Raw genomic sequence first — 19,173 nt, forward strand, 5'->3', positions numbered from 1 at the left:
CGGGTGCGACAGCACCCGGGCCGACGCCTCTCGCGGGCCGGAGCAGCAGTAGCTCAGCGCAGCAGCAGGTTGGGCTGGAGCAGATACTTGAAGGAGTCCAGGCCGGCCTGGTCGACGGAGGTCTGGCTGGTCACCAGCACGGGGCTGAGCTTGTTCGCGTTGTCGCTCGAGGTGAACGTGACGCGGGTGAACTCGCTCTTGACCGCGCCCAGCGCCTCGAGCAGGTACTGCGGGTTGAGCCCGAGGGTCACGTCGTCGCCACCGGTGAGGTGGGCATCGACGGACTCCGAGGCGCGAGCCTGCTCGCTGCCGGAGGCGTCCATCGTCACGCCGTCAGTCGTGAACGTGAAGCGCAGGGGCGCCGAGCGATCCAGCACGAGCGCGACACGGCGGACGGCTTCGATGAGTTCTCCCGTGTTCACGACGGCGTAGTGGTCGGTCTGTTCGGGGAACAGGCGACGGACCGGTGGGAAATTCCCCTTGATGAGCAACGAGGTGACGGTCTTGTTGCCCGAGGTGAACGCGATGATCTCACGATCCCCCTCGCCGGAGAACGCGATCTGGATGTTACCGGCGTGTGCGAACGTCTTGCCGACCTCGGTGAGGGTGCGCGCCGGGACGAGTGCGGTCTGGTCCGCGCCGTCGCCGTCCCAGGGCACATCGCGCAGCGACACCCGGTACCGGTCCGTCGCGACAAGGCTGAGCGTGGTGCCGGAGACCTCCAGTTGCACGCCCGTGAGCACGGGGGTCACGTCGTCGCGGGATGCGGCGAAGGCGACCTGCGAGATCGCCGTGCCGAACTCCTCGGCGGGGACGACACCCGTCGAACCGGTGACCTCGGGGATGGACGGATACTCCTCGACGGGCATGGCGGCAAGAGTGAAGCGCGCCGACCCGCAGGTGACGGCGATGCCGCCGTCCTCCTCCACGGCGACCTCGATGGGCGCATTGGGAAGTCTGCTGGCGATGTCGGACAGCAGTCGGCCGTGCACGAGGATCGTGCCGGGATCGTCGACGGTGGCCTCGATGGTCGTGCGCGCGGACGCCTCGTAGTCGAAGGCCGACAGGGTGAGACCCTCGGACGCGGCCTCGATGAGCACGCCGGCGAGGATGGGCTGAGGGTTGCGCTGCGGCAGCAGTTTGACGACGAAGGACACAGCCTCACTGAACACGTCGCGGTTGACCTGGAACCTCACGGGCGCTCCCTCGTTGCACTTCACCTGTCGCAGTGGGCCCACTGCAGGCGATCCCATGCTAGCCGCACACGGCGGCGCATCCGCTACGGGGATCCGAACGGATCACGGATGTCGTCCACATCCGTCCGGTGATCGGAGAACCCCATTCCTCTGAAGATCTCTTAACGGTGTTAACAGCTGTGGAATCTGTGGATAAGTCGGTGGATAGCAGCGGAGAGTAGGAAACTACACACGTGTGAGATGTGGAGACCCTGAGGAATTCGCGGGTTGCGGGAGTATCGCGGCCGGTTCGGCGCTCACCGGTTATCCACAGGCAGCTGGATCCGGCGGCATCCGGACGGAGAGATTTCCACAAGTTATCCACAGGCCCTGCGGACAACTGGCGAGTCACCGTGCGCCGTGAGGCGTGTCGCGAGGTCAACGACGGCTGATCTGCGTGGTGATCTCAGTGACCTGGTTGTAGATCGAACGGCGCTCCTTCATGAGCTCACTGATCTTCTTGCAGGCGTACATCACGGTGGTGTGATCGCGGTTGCCGAAGAGCTGCCCGATCTTCGGCAACGACAGGCTCGTGCGCTCACGGCACAGATACATCGCGATCTGCCGGGCGATGGCGATCTGCTGCGAGCGGCTCGAGCCGTACAGGTCGTCGACGGTGAGTTTGAAGTAGGCCGCCGTCGACGTGATGATGTCGGTCGGCGAGATGATGTTGTCCTCGGTCGTGTCGATGATGTCGCGCAGCACGGTCTGCGCGAGGGAGATGTCCAGGACCGACCGGTTCAGGCTCGCGAACGCCGAGACGCGGATGAGTGCGCCCTCGAGCTCCCTGATGTTGGACGACACCGCCGTCGCGATGTACTCGAGCACGTCGTCGGGGATGTGCAGGGATTCGCTCTGCGCCTTCTTGCGGAGGATCGCGATGCGGGTCTCCAGGTCAGGTGCCTGCACATCGGTGATGAGGCCCCACTCGAAGCGGCTGCGCATGCGATCCTCGAAACCGGTGAGCAGCTTGGGGGCGACATCGCTCGTGATCACGACCTGCTTGTTGTGGTCGTGCAGCTGATTGAAGGTGTGGAAGAACGCCTCCTGCGTCTCCGCACGACCCTGCAGGAACTGGATGTCGTCGATCATCAGGATGTCGACCTCGCGATAGCGGCTCTGGAACGCGGCGCCGCGATTGTTCGCGATCGAGTTGATGAAGTCGTTCGTGAACTCCTCGCTGGAGACGTACCGCACCTTCACACCGGCGTACAGCGACTGGGCGTAGTCGCCGATCGCATGCAGGAGGTGGGTCTTGCCGAGTCCGGAGTCGCCGTAGATGAACAGCGGGTTGTACGCCTTGGCGGGCGCTTCGGCGACGGCGACGGCCGCGGCGTGAGCGAAGCGGTTGGACTGCCCGATGACGAAGTTGTCGAACGTGTACTTCGGGTTCAGACGCGATTCGTGGCGCAGCGGCGTGGGCGCCTCGGGGGAGGGGTCGGGATGCGGTGGCGTCGAACCCGCGAAGTCGGGGACTGCGATGGGCGCGGTGTGCTGGTCGGCCAGCTCGTGGTTGACCACCGTGCGGTACGAGGTGACCTCCTCGCCGATGGCGGACAGCGCCTCCATGATCGGGATGCGCAGTCGCTTGTTGATCTGGGCGGCGGTGAGATCGTTCGGGACGTCGAGGTACAGCACTCCACCCATGACCCCGGCGGGGACGACCAGGCTCAGGAAGCCGTGCAGCTGCGGTGACACCCTCTCATCGGCCGAGAGGTGTTCGAGCAGGGTGACCCAGATCGGCACATCGGGATGGGATTCAGCTGTCATGGTGCTCCGGGCGAGGTTGTGGAAAGGTCGCTCGAAGCGTGATCTCCCCCTGTGGATAACATTGGATGCCACGGTAGTCATCGACCGCCGGATCGGCAAGCCGCCCCCGGAAACACGCGGATGCCCCGCATCCCGCGCCGGTGTCCACAGATGTGGATAATGGGTGTGCACAGTCAGCGGATGCCATCGGCGGGGTCGCTGACGGATTTGCTCTGCATGGCGGCAGGTCGTACCCTTAATCGGTTGACTTATGCCTGACGGCAGTACCCCTGTCTCCGGACGCGAAACCCCGGTGACACCAGTTCCGGAGTGATTCCATGAGCAAGCGCACCTTCCAGCCCAACAACCGCCGCCGCGCCAAGAAGCACGGCTTCCGCGCCCGCATGCGCACTCGTGCCGGCCGCGCCATCCTCTCGGCTCGCCGCGCGAAGGGCCGCGCTGAGCTCTCGGCCTGAGTCGGCTGAACCGCCGTGCTGGCCCGGCCGAATCGTCTGACGCGTGGCGTCGACTACCGACAGGTGGTGCGCCGCGGCACGCGATGCGGAGGACCGCGGTTGGTCACGTCCGTGCTGCGCGGCGCTGAGCGGCGCGCTCCGCGATTCGGCTTCATCGTCAGCAAGCAGGTGGGAACCGCCGTCGTCCGCAACACCGTCCGGCGGCGGCTCAAGGCCGTGTGCGCGGAGTTTCTCGACACGGTCCCGCAGGGCACGGATGTCGTGATCCGCGCCCTTCCGTCATCGGCAACCGCGGAGTTCACCCAGCTCCGCGCCGATGTGGCGCGCTGCCTGGGCCGGCTCGTCCTCGGAACGGGGAGCGCATGAGTGCTCTTCCGTCCTATGCCTTCGGCACCGCGCGATTCCATGCATCCGATGTGCTGCGCGGGGTGCTGCTGATCCCCCGGAACGCCGTCCTGGCCTTCCTCGTGGCGTATCGTGCGGTCATCTCCCCGATGTACGGGGATGTGTGCAGGTATTACCCATCGTGTTCCGCATACGCTGTAGGTGCGGTCCAGCAGCACGGTGCGCTGTGGGGGACTGTGCTGTCCGCCTGGCGCATCCTGCGCTGCAACCCGTGGAGCGGCGGCGGCGTCGACGACGTCCGCCCGCATGCTCATTTCCGATACGAACTGACCCGACGCGGGTTCGTCGTACCTGCTCGAAAGGAACTGAACAGTGGGTCCTGACCTCCTGCTCGCCGTCCGCGCCGCCGCCGATTCATCGGGGGGTGGATTCGACCTGTTCAGTGTCCTGCTGTGGCCGTTCAAGTGGATCGTCGAGACGATCCTCGTCGCGTGGCATTGGCTGTTCACCGCTGTGGGCATGGCGCCGGATGCCGGCCTCACCTGGGTGCTGTCCATCGTCGGGCTCGTGATCGTGATCCGTGCAGCCGTGTTCCCGCTGTTCGTGAAGCAGATCAAGAGCCAGCGGAAGATGATGGAGATCGCTCCGCAGCTGAAGAAGGTCCAGGAGAAGTACAAGGGCAAGCGCGACCAGCTCAGTCGTGAGGCCATGAGTCGCGAGACGATGGCGCTGTACAAGAAGCACGGCACAACTCCGGTCTCGTCGTGTCTGCCGATGCTCGTGCAGATGCCGTTCCTGCTGGGCATGTTCTGGACGCTGCGCGACGTCGCCGCTCACGCCGAGGCGGGCATCGGCGGCGTCGGGTTGCTCAGTGCCGAGCTGACGAAGAAGTTCTACGACGCGACGCTGTTCGGCGTGGCACCGCTGCACATCGATCTGCGCTCGGCGGTCGAGACCAAGCCCGAGGGGTGGCAGGCGACCGTCACGATCCTCGTCGTGCTCGTCATCCTCATGATCGGATCGCAGTTCTACACGCAGCTGCAGATCATCTCGAAGAATCTGTCACCGGAGGCGAAGACCGGCCAGGCGTACCAGATGCAGAAGATCATGCTCTACGTGCTGCCGCTGGGCTTCATCTTCTCCGGTGTGTTCTTCCCGCTCGGTGTGGTGCTCTACTGGTTCGTCTCCAACCTGTGGACCATGGGACAGCAGTTCCTCGTGATCAGGGAGATGCCGACGCCGGGATCGGATGCCGAGCGTGCGCGGCTGGAGCGCCTGGCCCGGCGCGGGAAGGCGATCAACTCCGAGGGGAAGATCGTTCCGATCGCTGTGTACGAGGCCGAGCAGAAGCGTCTGCTGGAGGAGGCGGAGCGTCGGAAGGCACAGACACCCAAGCGGCAGCAGCCGATCAGCAAGAAGCGCGCGAAGAAGAAGGGGCAGAGCTCATGACCGCCGAGGAACTGAAGTCGTCCGCGGACTCGACCGTCGAGGATCTCGAGCGCGAAGGCGACATCGCCGCCGACTTCCTGGAGGAGCTGCTCGACATCGCCGACATCGATGGTGATCTGGATCTCGACGTGAGACAGGGTCGTGCGTACGTGTCGGTGGAGGCGGAGGGCGGATCGCTTTCGTCGCTTTCGGCGCCGGACACCGTACAGGCACTGCAGGAGCTCACTCGACTCGCCGTCCAGAGCAGGACGGGCTCGTTCTCCCGCTTGATCCTCGATATCGGCGGTTCGCGCGATGCGCGCCGCAGAGAGCTCGAAGTTCTCGTCGATGCCGCCGTCGCGAAGCTCGATGACGGCGCGAGCCAGGCGTCACTGCCGGCTATGTCCAGCTATGAGCGCAAGCTCGTGCACGACATCGTGTCGGATCGCGGCCTCGTCTCGGAGTCCTACGGTGAGGGCGCTGATCGGCACACGGTGATCTCGCGGCACTGACCCGCGGTTGGGATGTTTCACGTGAAACATCCGCGTGGGCTCGACGGAACTCGACTGATCTCCTCTCCCTGTCATTGAGGTCGTGTTCACGCTTTCCCCGGTCATTGAGCGAGCGCAGCGAGACGAAATGCAGGATCATCGCTTACAGCACACCGTCCATGTCGGAGGAGCATCCATGACCGATACCAATGCGGCTGTCGAGCCGGAGCCCGCTGTCGCGGCGGAGCTTTTCGGTGATCGGATCGAGCTTGCACGACGTTTCACCGCCGCTCTGGCCGCCGAGGGGGAGCCACGCGGTCTCATCGGACCCCTGGAGCCGCCGCGTCTGTGGACCCGGCACGTGCTGAACTCGGTGATCGGGGCTCCGCTGTTCCACGGTTCGGTCGCCGATGTCGGATCCGGGGCAGGTCTGCCCGGTCTCGTCCTCGCCATCGCACGCCCGGATGTCCAATGGACGTTGATCGAGCCGATGGAGCGGCGCGTGACCTGGTTGACGGAGCAGGTCGACGCACTGGGCCTCGACAACGTCCGTGTGATGCGGGTCCGCGCAGAGGATGTCGGACTGGAGTTCGATGTGGTCACAGCGCGGGCGGTGAGTGCCCTGCGCACGCTCGTTCCCATCACCGCGCCGCTCGCGAAGGATGCGGGTGAGCTGATCCTTCTCAAAGGTCACAACGTCGCGGCGGAGATCGAGGCCGCTCAGAAGGTGCTGCGGAGGCATCGGGTGTCGAACGTGACGGTCGAGATCCTCGGTGAGGGCGTGCTGGCGGAGAGCACCCGAGTGTTCCGTGGGCTCGTTCGCAGCTGAGTGGTTTCCGGTCGTTGGGCGAGCGGAGCGAGTCGAAACGCACTCCTTGCTCTTGTTGTGTGTTTCGTTTGGTCGCTCGTTGCTCAACGGCGTTTCACGTGAAACATTCACAGGCGCCGGGATCATGGCGGAACCCGGATGGACGAGAGTTCTACACTCCGGTGATGAGCGGATACACGTACATTCCTCGTTGTGCGGATGGAACCTTCTACGTCGGCAGTACCCGCGACCTCCGCACTCGGCTCACCACGCACGCGCAAGGGATGGGCAGTGCGTACACGGCGTGCAGACTCCCCGTGACGCTCGTGTGGTTCGGTGTGTTCGATCGCATCGACGAGGCATTCGGTTCGGAGAAGCGGATTCAGGGTTGGAGCCACGCGAAGCGGCTCGCGTTCATCGAGGGTGGCATCGATGCGGTGAAGGGATGGAGCGCTCGCGAGCGGAAGATGCACCGAGGAAGGCGGAGTGACCCGCGCGCACTTGTGTGTGGAGCGAGCGGAGCGAGTCGAGACGTGTTCCCTCCCTCGGGGCGGGCATTTCCTCTCGGGGTTTCGCTCCTCGCTCGATGACCGGGGAACGACCGTGGAACGAGGGGGAGGGGTGCCGTCGATTAGAGTGGTAGACGGTCCCGAAAGGAGTCGATGTTTCACGTGAAACCATCCGACAGCGCATCACCGAACAACGACTTCGGGATGGACACCCCACTCGCCCGGGAACTCGCCGACCTCTCCAGCCGCCGCAAGGCGCTCAGTGGCGTCACCGTTCGATTCTCCGGTGAACCCCGTATCTTCGCGATGTCGAATCAGAAGGGTGGCGTCGGCAAGACGACGTCGGCGGTGAACCTCGCATCCGCCCTCGCAGAGCTCGGTGCCAAGGTGCTCGTCGTCGACCTGGATCCGCAGGGCAACGCCTCCACGGCGCTGAGCATCCCGCACACCGCCGACGTCCGCAGCATCTACGACGTGCTCATCGATGAGATGCCGTTCGCCGACATCGTGCAGGTCAGTCCGGAGTCGTCCAATCTGCTGTGTGCGCCGAGCACCATCCACCTCGCCGGCGCCGAGATCGAACTCGTGTCTCAGGTCGCTCGCGAGTTCCGGTTGCGGCGTGCGCTGGAGGCCTATCTCGCCGAGCATCCCGTCGATGTCGTCATCATCGACTGCCCGCCGTCGTTGGGGTTGCTGACCATCAACGCCTTCACGGCGGCATCCGAGGTTCTCATCCCCATCCAAGCCGAGTACTACGCGCTGGAGGGACTGAGCCAGTTGCTGGGGAACATCCAGATGATCCAGAAGCACCTCAACCCGCAGCTTCGGCTCACGACCATCCTACTGACCATGTTCGACGCGCGCACCCGCTTGTCGCAGCAGGTCGCCGAGGAGGTTCGTGCCCATTTCCCGGATCTGGTGCTGGAGGCCGTGATCCCGCGCTCGGTCCGCGTCTCCGAAGCGCCGAGCTTCGGCCAGACCGTGATCGCCTACGACGGGAACTCCGCCGGGGCCGTCGCCTATCGTGAAGCCGCAGTCGAGATCGCGCAGCGAGGCGAGCAGTCCTCGCAGAACAAGGAGCAATGATGGCCAAACGCACCGGGCTCGGTCGGGGAATCGGCGCCCTCATCCCCACCACCGATCAGACCGCTCGCCCCGTCGATGTGTTCTTTCCTGGAGCGGTGGCGCCGAAGGGCGGTGACGGGAACCCGTCCACTGACGTTGCACAGCCCGATCTCGCAGAGGTCCCCGGTATTCGGCTGATCCAGATCGATCCGCACAGGATCGTCCCCAATCCTCGCCAGCCGCGGACCGATTTCGACGAGGAGCGCCTCGCCGAGCTCGTTCACAGCGTGCGGGAGTTCGGCGTGCTCCAGCCCGTGGTCGTCCGCAAGAACGCCAACGGCGAGTACGAGCTGATCATGGGGGAGCGGCGGACCCGCGCCGCCCGTGAGGCGGGCCTTGCGGAGATCCCCGCCATCGTTCGCGACACGGCCGATGAGGATCTGCTGCGCGATGCCCTGCTGGAGAACCTGCATCGCTCCGAGCTGAATCCGCTCGAGGAGGCATCCGCCTACCAGCAGCTCCTCGATGACTTCGGCATCACCCAGGAGGAGCTGGCCGCACGAATCGGGCGCTCACGCCCGCAGATCAGCAACACGATCCGTCTTCTTCGTCTGCCCGTCCCCGTGCAGCAGCGCGTGGCCGCCGGTGTGCTCTCCGCCGGGCATGCTCGTGCGATCCTGTCCGTGGAGGATCCGGAGCGGATGCAGCGCCTGGCGGACAAGGTCGTCAACGAGGACCTGTCCGTACGGGCCACGGAGGCGGCCGCGAAGGCGCTTCCCGTGGCTCCTGGCAGGAAGGCCAAGCCACAGCCCGGTGCGCGTCGCGCATACCTCGACGAGGTCTCCGCGAAACTCGGTGACAGATTGAACACCCGTGTGCAGATCACTTTGGGCGCGAGAAAAGGCCAGGTCAAGATTGAATTCGCGTCCATTCAGGACCTCAACAGGATCCTCGTCGAGCTCGGTGAGGACGAGTACGGCGCGCGCTGAGCGCGCCTCGGCACCCCACCGGACTCGGGTCTGCCAGAACGGTCCCGAGCGTCCAGAACGCCGGAGGGGTGCTCCCGCCGCCTGTTCGGGGCGCGTAGGCTGAGACGGTGAACGATTCCGTCCCGCACCGCGCGAGTCTCGAGGTGCTCCGCGCGGAAGCCGCGGACGAGTTGGCCGTGCTGATCCAGGAACGATTGCGCGCGGGTGAGGACCCCTGGGACTTCATGGAGGACCTGCCCAGTGTGGACGAGCTCGTGGTGTACCTGCTGCGCGCGGAGAACATCGCCGCCGGTGACGGCGTCCAGCCCGGCCCGGCACGACACTATCGGGTGCTGAGGCAGATCGCCCTGGAGTATCCGCAGCTGACGGAGACGGTGTGGGGGATGCTGGGCTCTCGCAGCCATCGACGCTGGGACCTGCGGGTCGCCGACGCGTCCTGACCCGTTCGACCCGCTCCGCCCTGCCCATGCAGGAGGCCCGCCACCTCAGCGGTGACGGGCCTCCTGCGAGAACGGTGCTCAGCCGATGAAGTCGGCCAGGTCCTTCTCAAGCGCGAATTTCGGCTTTGCGCCGATGATCGTGGTCTTGACCTCGCCGCCCTGAAACACCTTCATGGCGGGGATCGAGGTGATCTGGTACTTCATGGCAAGATCGGGGTTCTCGTCGACGTTGAGCTTGAGAACCGTGATCTTCTCGGGGTTCTCCGCCTGGATCTCGTCGAGGATCGGCGAGACCATGCGACACGGCCCGCACCACGCAGCCCAGAAGTCGACGAGCACGGGGCCGTCGGCCTGGAGCACGTCCTGCTCCCAGGTCGCCTGGGTGGTTGCCTTGGCAGTCATGAATTCTCCTTGTTCGGTGTCATCCGGTCGAACACCGGTTGCGCTGAAAGTGTTCCCGCCGACCCTCAGCCGACGACCTCGGGAACGGCGTTCTCGACGGTGGAATCCTCCAGGGATGCCAGGAAGTGCTCCACATCGAGGGCCGCGACCACTCCGGACCCGGCGGCCGTGGCGGCCTGGCGGTATGTGGGGTCGATCACGTCGCCCGCGGCGAACACACCGGGGAGCGACGTGCGCGACGAGCGGCCGTCCACCCAGATGGTGCCCTCCGGGGTGAGCTCGAGTTTGTTGTGCACGAGGTGCGTGCGCGGGTCGTTGCCGATCGCGACGAAGACGCCCTGCACCTCGAGCTCGCTGGTCGAGCCGTCGACGGTCGAACGCAGCCGCACACCGGTCGTCTCGAACTCGCCGAGGATCTCCTCGACCTCGCTGTTCCAGACGAACTCGATCTTCTCGTTCGCGAAGGCGCGCTCCTGCATGATCTTGGACGCGCGCAGCGTGTCCTTGCGGTGGATGACGTACACCTTCGAGGCGAAACGGGTGAGGAAGGTGGCCTCCTCCATGGCGGAGTCCCCGCCGCCGACCACGGCGATGGCCTTCTCACGGAAGAAGAATCCGTCGCAGGTGGCGCACCACGACACACCGTGTCCGGAGAGGCGCTCCTCGCCCTCGACGCCGAGCTTGCGGTAGGCGGATCCCGTCGCGTACACCACTGCGGATGCCTCGTGCACCGCCCCGCTGCCCAGCTCGACCTTCTTGACCGGGCCGTCGAGCTCCAGCGACACGACGTCGTCGTAGACGACCTCGGTGCCGAACTTCTCGGCCTGCTCCTGGAGCTTCACCATGAGGTCGGGGCCCTGGATTCCCTCGGGGAACCCGGGGAAGTTCTCCACATCGGTGGTCTTGGTCAGCTCACCGCCGACCTCGACGGAACTCGCGATGAGCAGTGGCTCGAGGTTCGCGCGCGCCGCGTAGATGGCCGCGCTGAAGCCGGACGGACCGGAGCCGATGATGATGACCTTGCGCATGTGCTCTCCTCTGCGGGTGGGCGCGCTGCTGCGCGGCGGACCGCTACGAACCCTTCAACCCATGGTAACCGCGCGGCATTCCCCCGTTGCCCAGCACGGCGGATGCCGTGCGGCAGGATCAGCGGATGCCGGGATCCACGCTGCTCGGACCGGCGTCCCGGCATCCTCATGAGCGATGCGCGGGAAGGAAACGCCTGATCAGATCGGACACAACGGTCAACTCGGGCGCGCGCAGCAACGCCAGGACGATGAGATACACGGCGAACGCGGCGCCGCAGATGACACCGGTGCCGACGGCGCCGGACAGGCGGCCGACCATTCCGGTGCCGCCCACGGACCACCCCGTCGATCCGCCCAGGAGCAGATAGGCCCCCCAGCCGGCGAAGCCGGCGGGGATCGCGGCGAGCACGAACCGTGCCAGTGAACGTCCGGTGCGCGCGAGCTCCAGGCCACCGAGTCGACGACGCAGCAGGATCACCGCGATGACCGTCTGCACGAGGCCGGCGAGAGACTGGCCCAGGGCGATGGCGGCGGCCAGCTGGCTGAGCGGGACGAGGAGCGGGGCCACCAGCGCCGACACGAGGATGAGCGCGCACTGGACGACCGTGAACCAGAACGGCGTGCGGGTGTCGCCGTAGGCGTAGAACGTGCGCTGCACGATGAACAGCAGTGAGAGCGGAAGCAGCCCGACCAGATAGCAGATCAGCACGGGAGCGGCCTGCACGGCGAAGGCGCCGTTCTCCGTGAAGATGCGCGTCGCGGGCACGGACGCCACGGCCAGGCCCACCGTGGAGATGACGATGAACAGGCTGATGGCGCGGATGCTGCGCGCGACATCTCCCCGGACCTGATCGTGCCGGTCCTCGGCGGTGTGCTCGGCGATCTGCGTGAAGTAGGGCGTTCCGATCGAGACGGCGAAGATCGAGTACGGGAGCATGAACACGAGCCAGGCGGCGCCCATGATGGTTCCCGCGGGGTGGTCTCCGGAGGCTTCGGAGACGATCGTCGCCTGGGCCCAGCCGGCGAGCTGGCCGGCGATGACCATCGCGAACGTCCAGCCGGCGAGCTTGCCCACCTGACCGAGGCCCACTCCCCTCCAGCGGAAGTCGGGCCGCAGACGCAGTCCGGTGCGCCGCCACGCGAGCAGCAGGAGTGCCGCCTGCACGGCGATGCCCAGAGTGGCCGTGCCGCCCATGACCGCGATCATCGCGGGATCCCACATCTCGACCCTGTTGCGGTTGTCGCCGAACAGCGTCATGAAGGCGATGAACCCCACGATCGAGATCACGTTGTTCGCGATGGGCGCCCAGGTGTACGGGCCGAACACGCGCTTGGCGTTGAGCGTCTCGCCGATGAGCGCGTAGAGGCCGTAGAAGAAGATCTGCGGCAGGCACCAGTATGCGAACGCCGTGCCGAGGGCGAGCTGGTCGGGGGTGTACCCCTTGGCGTAGATGAACACGAGCCAGGGGGCCAGCACCATGGCCACTCCGGTCGCGGCGAGGAACACCGCCGTGCCGAGTGTGAACAGCTTGGAGATGAACGCCTGCCCGCCGTCCTTGTGACTGACCGACTTCACGATCTGCGGGATGATCACGGCGGTCAGGACGCCGGTCTGGATGATCGTGAAGACGTTGTTGGGCAGCTGGTTAGCCGTGCTGAAGGCGTCGCTGGCGCGCCCGACGGACCCGATCGCGGCGAGGAGCACGATAGTGCGCACGAGACCCGTGATCCGTGAGATCAGCGTCCCGGCACCGAGGATGGCGCTCGCCCGGCCGAGACCCGTCATTCGCTCTCCTTCGCGACGTCGGCGGTGTCCGTCGTGCCGGCGGCATCCTCGGCATCCGCCGCCGCATGCCGCTTCCGACGCACCGTGCGGATGAGGCCGAAGACCAGCAGCAGCGCGATGACGCCGCCGCCGATGCCGAGGCCGATGCCCTCCCAGTCGGCCCGCAGGGTGACCTCCGCCGACTCGACCGCGCCGATCGCGACCCCGGTGGGGCTCGTGAGCCGGAACTCGACGTCGACCTGGCCGCTGGCGACGCGAGCGGTGATGGGCACGTCCACACGGGTGGCGCCGTCGCCGGCGGCCTCGACCCGGGTCGTCGAGGCGATGTCCAGACGTGGGTCGGACGGGCGGCTGTGCAGCATCACGTGGACGGGCCAGGGCAGATCGTTGCGCACCCACACCGGCAGCGGCGCGGCGGCTGCGATGAGCTGCACGGGTTTGGGGCGCTGGATGGCGACCGATGCGAGGACGTCCCGGACGTGGTCGGCGCGATCGGCTGCGGCGGCCGTGAACCCGTCGTCGTCCAATCCCACGGCGATGGCCCTCAGCATCCGGATCCGTTCGGGTGCCATCAACAGCGCGGGCTCCTCCAGGACGGAGGAGAACGACCGCATCCGCGCCTCGCCGTCCAGCATCGTCGTGAGCGCGGCGGGTCGCGTCGCGTCCGCGGTCGTGACCAGGGAGGCGGATGCCGGCTTCGCGGCCTGCAGTCCGCTGAGCCGGACGGCGGGGGAGGCGAAGGCGGTCAGCAGCTGTCGCAGTGCGATGGGCGAGCGGGTCTCGGAGCGCTCCAGACCCACGAGCACGGTCGGTGTGGCCCGTGTCTCGAAGAACAGGTGCCCGGCGGCGGCGGCGAGGTCCCGTTCGACGGCCGAGGGATCTGCGAGCTCCGCGGCGGCGGACAGTCGCGCCGACGACGCGGTCGCCGTGACGAGCACGCTGTGGCCGGCCACCTCGACGTGCGTGGCCGGCGGCACGGTCTCGAAGGAGGTGGACGGCAGAATGGTCGTGGTCCGCTCGCCCAGATAGTCGTCGAAGCGGGCGAGATCGTCGGGCGTGATCCCGGGGCGCGGCCAGACCAGCCCGCCGTGCACGCCGGAGATCTCACTCAGAGTGGACTCCGGGGGCAGCTGGGGCTCGGGCGTCGGGGCGTCGGGGCCGCTCCGCGTGGGTGAGGGTGTGCTCAGCGGGAAGTCCGCGGGCTGGAGGAGAGCCGTCAGGTCGGGGGCGGTGAGCTGCTCCTCCAGGCCCGCCTGCGACTGCACCGCCAGGTCGGCGTCGCCGAACTGCAGGGCGAAGACGTCGTTCGGGAGCCGCTCCAGAGCGTCGATCCAGTCGACGGCGGTGGTCGGCGCACGGTCGCCGAGGGCCCGGATCGACGCGGCGATCGCGGGATCGACGGCGAGGATCGCCGCCGTCCCGGTGACGGCATCGAGTTCGGCGGTCAGCCTGCCGTCGGGGGACGTGAGCTCCGTCAGCTCCTTCGCGCTGAGCAGAGCGCCGTCCTCGGGTGTGGCGGTCACCGGCACGAGCACGCCGACGGACTGCGCCTCGGGGCCGGTGACCACCAGCACGGAGCTCGCCGTCGGATTCCACACCGTGCCGTCCGCGTCGTCGGCGGTCACACCGGTCAGGTGCGCGAGCATCGGGTACACCCCGGGGGCGAGGGCGCCCAGTTCCGTGAGATCCGCCACGGTGCTGACGTCGGCGGTCGCGCCGGCGTCGATGGCGGGGGTGCTCTCCACCGCCACGGTCCGGAACTCGCCCGAGGAGACGCCCTCGTCCAGCCAGGCGTCCAGAGCCGCGCCGTCGGCGAGCGGAGAGGGACTCACCTCGAACGACGTCGTCCCTGCGCTCAGTGCGCTCTCGGTGCGGTTGACGATCGTGACCGTGCCCACCAGCGGACCGGCCGCGTCGATGCGGGCGCCCGTTCCCGCCGAGATGCTCAGTTCGACGGTCGGGTCTTCGGCGGCGGCATCCTCGTCGTCCGCGGCGGATGCGGCGGGCGCGGAGCCCAGCGCGACGGAGCCCAGTGCGAGGGAGCCGACGACGAGCACCGCGGCGAGCCGGCTCAGCAGCCTGCGCGCGCGCTGGCGGGAGCCGTCGCGGGGGGATATCGCAGTCATAGTTCGCGTCGACGCGTCCAATGGCGGAGTCGACGCCCCCGATTCTAGGCGGCGCACGGTGCGGAACCCTGAAGGCGCGTAGAGTGACGGCCGTGCCGGATCGTGCCCAGCCCCACCCCGACTCCGTTCTCGCGCAGGCTCTCGCCTCGGATCTGGATGCCGCGGACTTCCGCTCCGATCCGCTGCGGCGGCTGTGGGGAGAGGAGGCCGATGACGCGCTGGCCCGCGGGCTGCGCGAGCCCATCCTGCGGGCGATCACCGGATGCGAGGACGCCCTGGCCGTGCTCGGACGGCTGTGGGTGCTCGGGATGCCGCAGCCGCACCACGCCGTCGAGGCGGCCGTGCCCCGCACGGGCGTGCAGGGGCTGACGGCGCTGGGGCTGGCGGACTCCGACGGCGCACAGGTGCGGCCGCTGGTGCTCATCCGGCCGCAGTCGTTCGTGGATGCCGACGGGGTCGGCGAGTGGTGGATCGCCAGCGACCTCGACGAGGTCGCGCTGGACGGGCCGCTTCCCGCCGACCATGTGCTGGGCGTGGGTGGAGCGTCCCGCACGCTCGCGGAGCTCGTCATCCCGGTCGCGGTCGATCGTGCGCTGGATCTGGGGACCGGATGCGGCATCCAGGCGCTGCTGGTGTCCCGCCACGCCCGCGAGGTCGTCGCGACGGACGTCTCGCCGCGCGCGCTGGCGTTCGCGGAGCTGAACGCACAGCTCAACGGTGTGCGCAACGTGATCTTCCGCGCCGGCAGCATGTTCGAGCCGGTGGACGGCGAGGCCTTCGACCTCATCGTCTCCAACCCGCCGTTCGTCATCACCCCGCGAGCGTCGGGCATCCCGGAGTACGAGTACCGCGATGGCGGCCTGGTCGGGGACGCACTGGTCGAGCGGTTCCTGCGGTCCGCACCCGAGCATCTCGCCCCGGGCGGGGTGGCTCAGCTGCTGGGCAACTGGGAGCGGCGCGACGGCGTGGAGGGACTGGATCGCGTGCGCTCCTGGGTGCGCGATGATCTGGACGTCTGGGTGATCCAGCGGGAGGTGCTCTCGCCGCTCGCGTACGCCGAGCTGTGGATCCGCGACGGCGGCACGGTCCCGCGTGACCCCGACTTCGCCCGGATGCTGGTGGCCTGGCTCGACGACTTCGAGGAGCGGCGTGTGACGGAGGTCGGCTTCGGGTACATCCTGCTGCGGCGACCTTCCCGCGGTTCGGCCGGGGCGGGGGAGCGGCTGCGCCGGTTCGAGACGGTCACGCACCCGGTCTCCGACCTCGGGCGGGCGCTCGCCGCGGGGCTGGTCGCGCACGACGCGCTCGCCGACGGCATCCCGGAGCGCCTCGTCGTCGCGCCGGACGTGACCGAGGCACGCCACCACCTGCCCGGCAACGACGACCCCAGTGTGATCGAGCTGCGCCAGGGCGGCGGGCTGGCGCGCACGATCAGCGTCGATCCCGCACTGGCCGGGTTCGTCGGGGCGTGCGACGGAGAGCTGACCGTCGCGCAGATCGCCGCGGCGCTCGCGGAGCTGTTCGAGGTGCCGCCCGCCGAGCTGTGGTCGGATCTGGAGCCCCGCATCCGTCGCCTGGTGCAGGACGGTCTGCTGCTGCCCGCCGTGGAATAGCATCCGCGATCCATGCGTTCGAATGGGCATGAAGGCATTCGGCTTCCTCTCCTTCGGCCACTACGCGGACGTGCCCGGCTCGGTCACCCGCACGGCGGGCGACATGCTGCGTCAGACCATCGAGATCGCCGAGGGTGCCGACGAGATCGGGGTCAACGGCGCCTATGTGCGCGTGCACCACTGGGCCCGGCAGGCGGCGTCCCCCATCCCCCTGCTGACGGCGATGGCCGCGCGCACGAAGCGCATCGAAGTCGGCACGGGCGTGATCGACATGCGCTACGAGAACCCCTTCCAGTTCGCGGAGGAGGCCGCCGCGCTCGATCTCATCGCCGACGGCAGGGTCGCGCTCGGCGTGAGCCGCGGATCACCCGAGACCGCGCTGCGCGGCTACGAGACCTTCGGCTACCACGACGGCGAGGACGTGGAGCGCGGCAGCGTGATGGCGCGGGAGAAGTTCGACCTGTTCCTGCGGGCCATCGATGGCGAGGCGGTCGCTCCCGGAGACCCGCGGATGGTCGGCGAGGGCCGGTACCTGGCCATCGAGCCGCAGTCCCCCGGGCTGCGCAGCCGCATCTGGTGGGGCTCCGGCTCGCGCGCCACGGCCGAGACCACGGGGCGGATGGGGCTGAACATGATGAGCTCGACCCTCGTCACCGAGGCCACCGGGCAGCCGTTCCACGAGCTCCAACGCGAGCAGATCGACGTGTTCCGCGCCGCCTACCGTGAGGCCGGGCACACCGGCGCGCCGCGCGTCTCGGTCAGCCGCAGCGTGTTCCCGTTGGTCAGCGACCGGGACCGGGCGTACTTCGGGCTGCGCTCGGCGGAGAACGGCGACCAGATCGGGGTCATCGACGGTCTGCGCTCCACGTTCGGCAAGACCTATGCCGCCGAGCCGGACGTGCTCATCGAGCAGCTGCGCGCCGACGAGGCGGTGATGGCCGCCGACACCCTCATGCTCACCATCCCCAATCAGCTCGGTCCGGAGTACAACCTGCATGTGCTGCAGGCGTTCGCCGAGCATGTCGCACCGGGGCTGGGGTGGAGGCCCAGCGGTGAGGGGCCGGTGCAGGGGGAGGCCGTCTGAGCGCGGAGGATGCCGGCGGCCAGCGCGCTTCACGCTCGCCGCGCGCATGGGAGCGGGCGCCGCGGGCCGGGGCGAGTCGGACCGAGACGCGGCGGGCGGGGGCCGAGCACCCGCCCCGGTAATCTGGAGACCATGCTCAACATGGCCGACGGCCTCGCCCGACTCGGCGCGCTCGCCGCGGACCCCGTCGTCTCGGACCTCGCCGACGCCTTCGCCGCGGAGGGCTTCGAGCTCGCCGTCGTGGGCGGGCCCGTCCGCGACGCGCTGCGGGGCCGCACCACCCACGACCTCGACTTCACCACGAACGCCCGTCCGGACGACATCCTGCGCCTGGTCACGCCGCTGGCGTCCGCGCACTGGGACATCGGCCGCGCGTTCGGCACGATCGGCGCGCGCGTCCGCGGCGAGCAGGTGGAGATCACGACCTACCGCGCCGACAGCTATGACGGCGTCACCCGCAAGCCCGTCGTCGAGTTCGGCGACAGCATCGACGGCGATCTGCTGCGTCGCGACTTCACCGTCAACGCGATGGCGCTGCGGGTCCCCGATGTGCGCCTCATCGACCCGACCGGCGGTGTGGAGGATCTCGTCGCCGGCCGCCTGCGCACGCCCATCGACCCGACGGTCAGCTTCGGTGACGATCCGCTGCGGATGCTGCGGGCGGCGCGGTTCAGCTCCCAGTTGGAGTTCGAGGTCGACGCCGACGCCATGACGGCCATGGAGCAGCTCGCACCCACCCTGGACATCGTGAGCCCCGAGCGGGTGCAGGGCGAACTGATCCGGCTCATGCAGACCGACGACCCGGTGCGGGGGGTGCGCACCCTCGTGGACACCGGACTGATCCAGCGGTTCCTGCCCGAGGTCAGCGCGCTGCGGCTGGAGGTCGACGAGCACCACCACCACAAGGACGTCTACGAGCACTCGCTCACGGTGCTCCGTCAGGCCATCGACCTGGAGAAGCAGCGTCACCCCGACGCCGAGCCCGACGTCCCGCTGCGGATCGCGGCCCTGCTGCATGACATCGGCAAGCCGCGCACCCGCAAGCTCGAGCCCGGCGGTGCGGTCACGTTCCACCACCACGACGTCGTCGGCGCGCGCATGGCGCGCAAGCGTCTGCAGGCGCTGCGTTTCGATGGGGAGACCACGGATGCCGTGTCCCGCCTCATCGAGCTGCACCTGCGGTTCTTCGGCTATGCGGAGGGAGTGTGGACCGACAGCGCTGTGCGCCGCTACGTGCGCGACGCCGGGGCGCTGATCGAGCGGCTGCACATCCTCGTGCGCGCCGACGTCACCACGCGCAACAGGCGCAAGGCCGCACGGCTGGCCGCCGCCTACGACGACATCGAGCAGCGCATCGTCCAGCTGCGCGAGCAGGAGGAGCTCGACAGCATCCGCCCGGAGCTGGACGGCAACGAGATCCAGGCGATCCTCGGCATCCGGCCGGGCCGTGAGGTCGGCGAGGCGTACCGGTTCCTGCTCGATGTGCGGCTCGACGAGGGGATCATCGGTGCGGATGCCGCCGAACGGCGTCTTCGCGAGTGGTGGGCCGCGCGCGGCTGAGCGTCCACGTGCGGGGCATCCGTCGACCATGTGACGGTC

19 protein-coding genes are annotated in these 19,173 nt (G+C 68.1%); 13 read left to right on the plus strand and 6 right to left on the minus strand.

The genetic code is table 11. The features are described 5' to 3' along the window. Positions 1–53: 53 nt before the first annotated feature. Together dnaN and dnaA are read right to left on the minus strand one after the other, a co-directional pair. The gene (dnaN, locus tag ABD770_RS06020) at positions 54–1,196 is read right to left on the minus strand and encodes a DNA polymerase III subunit beta (RefSeq protein WP_344818612.1); all 1,143 of its coding nucleotides are present in this window, start codon (positions 1,194–1,196) and stop codon (positions 54–56) included. 417 nt (positions 1,197–1,613) lie between these two features. Then, complete coding sequence (dnaA, locus tag ABD770_RS06025; RefSeq protein WP_344818613.1) at positions 1,614–3,005, minus strand: chromosomal replication initiator protein DnaA; 1,392 nt, start codon at positions 3,003–3,005, stop codon at positions 1,614–1,616. Positions 3,006–3,322: 317 nt separating this feature from the next. Between dnaA and rpmH the strand changes: the two genes are divergently transcribed. From rpmH to ABD770_RS06075, 10 genes are all read left to right on the plus strand, one after another. Further along, on the plus strand, positions 3,323–3,460 hold the full coding sequence (rpmH, locus tag ABD770_RS06030; RefSeq protein ID WP_298864085.1) for a 50S ribosomal protein L34: 138 nt from the start codon (positions 3,323–3,325) through the stop codon (positions 3,458–3,460). Between the two features lie 15 nt (positions 3,461–3,475). After that, a complete protein-coding gene (gene rnpA / locus ABD770_RS06035) occupies positions 3,476–3,826 on the plus strand; it encodes a ribonuclease P protein component (protein ID WP_344818614.1) in 351 nt (116 codons plus the stop codon). Continuing rightward, positions 3,823–4,188 (plus strand): membrane protein insertion efficiency factor YidD, encoded by a 366-nt coding sequence (gene yidD, locus ABD770_RS06040; RefSeq protein ID WP_344818615.1) that lies wholly within the window; start codon positions 3,823–3,825, stop codon positions 4,186–4,188. Before rnpA ends, yidD begins: the two co-directional genes overlap by 4 nt. Beyond that, on the plus strand, positions 4,178–5,254 hold the full coding sequence (gene yidC / locus ABD770_RS06045) for a membrane protein insertase YidC (RefSeq protein ID WP_344818616.1): 1,077 nt from the start codon (positions 4,178–4,180) through the stop codon (positions 5,252–5,254). The genes yidD and yidC overlap by 11 nt, the downstream gene beginning before the upstream one ends. Beyond that, positions 5,251–5,745: a Jag family protein gene (locus tag ABD770_RS06050; protein ID WP_344818617.1), complete on the plus strand. Its 495-nt coding sequence runs from the start codon at positions 5,251–5,253 to the stop codon at positions 5,743–5,745. Before yidC ends, ABD770_RS06050 begins: the two co-directional genes overlap by 4 nt. A gap of 175 nt (positions 5,746–5,920) precedes the next feature. Next, positions 5,921–6,553 carry a 16S rRNA (guanine(527)-N(7))-methyltransferase RsmG gene (gene rsmG, locus ABD770_RS06055; protein WP_344818618.1) on the plus strand — a complete coding sequence of 211 codons (633 nt, stop codon included), beginning with the start codon at positions 5,921–5,923 and terminating at the stop codon, positions 6,551–6,553. 164 nt (positions 6,554–6,717) lie between these two features. Beyond that, positions 6,718–7,122 carry a GIY-YIG nuclease family protein gene (locus ABD770_RS06060; RefSeq protein ID WP_344818619.1) on the plus strand — a complete coding sequence of 135 codons (405 nt, stop codon included), beginning with the start codon at positions 6,718–6,720 and terminating at the stop codon, positions 7,120–7,122. Positions 7,123–7,194: 72 nt separating this feature from the next. Then, entirely contained in the window at positions 7,195–8,127 is a 933-nt protein-coding gene (locus tag ABD770_RS06065) for a ParA family protein (protein ID WP_344818620.1), read from the plus strand. Continuing rightward, positions 8,127–9,095 (plus strand): ParB/RepB/Spo0J family partition protein, encoded by a 969-nt coding sequence (locus ABD770_RS06070; protein WP_344818621.1) that lies wholly within the window; start codon positions 8,127–8,129, stop codon positions 9,093–9,095. The genes ABD770_RS06065 and ABD770_RS06070 overlap by 1 nt, the downstream gene beginning before the upstream one ends. A 107-nt stretch (positions 9,096–9,202) precedes the next feature. Beyond that, on the plus strand, positions 9,203–9,535 hold the full coding sequence (locus ABD770_RS06075; protein WP_344818622.1) for a tryptophan synthase subunit alpha: 333 nt from the start codon (positions 9,203–9,205) through the stop codon (positions 9,533–9,535). A gap of 78 nt (positions 9,536–9,613) precedes the next feature. Here ABD770_RS06075 and trxA read toward each other — a convergent pair whose 3' ends face one another. The 4 genes from trxA to ABD770_RS06095 all read right to left on the minus strand — a co-directional run bounded on the left by trxA (position 9,614) and on the right by ABD770_RS06095 (position 14,877). After that, positions 9,614–9,937 (minus strand): thioredoxin, encoded by a 324-nt coding sequence (gene trxA / locus ABD770_RS06080; RefSeq protein WP_344818623.1) that lies wholly within the window; start codon positions 9,935–9,937, stop codon positions 9,614–9,616. A gap of 65 nt (positions 9,938–10,002) precedes the next feature. Further along, entirely contained in the window at positions 10,003–10,965 is a 963-nt protein-coding gene (gene trxB, locus ABD770_RS06085) for a thioredoxin-disulfide reductase (protein WP_344818624.1), read from the minus strand. A 166-nt stretch (positions 10,966–11,131) separates the two neighbouring features. Beyond that, entirely contained in the window at positions 11,132–12,751 is a 1,620-nt protein-coding gene (murJ, locus tag ABD770_RS06090; protein WP_344818625.1) for a murein biosynthesis integral membrane protein MurJ, read from the minus strand. Then, positions 12,748–14,877 (minus strand): DUF6049 family protein, encoded by a 2,130-nt coding sequence (locus ABD770_RS06095; protein WP_344818626.1) that lies wholly within the window; start codon positions 14,875–14,877, stop codon positions 12,748–12,750. The genes murJ and ABD770_RS06095 overlap by 4 nt, the downstream gene beginning before the upstream one ends. Before the next feature lie 83 nt (positions 14,878–14,960). On the opposite strand from ABD770_RS06095, the gene ABD770_RS06100 reads away from it, so the two are divergent. The 3 genes from ABD770_RS06100 to ABD770_RS06110 all read left to right on the plus strand — a co-directional run bounded on the left by ABD770_RS06100 (position 14,961) and on the right by ABD770_RS06110 (position 19,134). Beyond that, complete coding sequence (locus ABD770_RS06100; RefSeq protein ID WP_344818627.1) at positions 14,961–16,490, plus strand: DUF7059 domain-containing protein; 1,530 nt, start codon at positions 14,961–14,963, stop codon at positions 16,488–16,490. Between the two features lie 28 nt (positions 16,491–16,518). Next, on the plus strand, positions 16,519–17,574 hold the full coding sequence (locus tag ABD770_RS06105; RefSeq protein ID WP_344818628.1) for an LLM class flavin-dependent oxidoreductase: 1,056 nt from the start codon (positions 16,519–16,521) through the stop codon (positions 17,572–17,574). 132 nt (positions 17,575–17,706) lie between these two features. Beyond that, entirely contained in the window at positions 17,707–19,134 is a 1,428-nt protein-coding gene (locus ABD770_RS06110; RefSeq protein ID WP_344818630.1) for a CCA tRNA nucleotidyltransferase, read from the plus strand. Positions 19,135–19,173: the final 39 nt, after the last annotated feature.

Source organism: Microbacterium soli (genome assembly GCF_039539005.1).
GTDB classification, from domain to species: Bacteria; Actinomycetota; Actinomycetes; order Actinomycetales; family Microbacteriaceae; genus Microbacterium; species Microbacterium soli.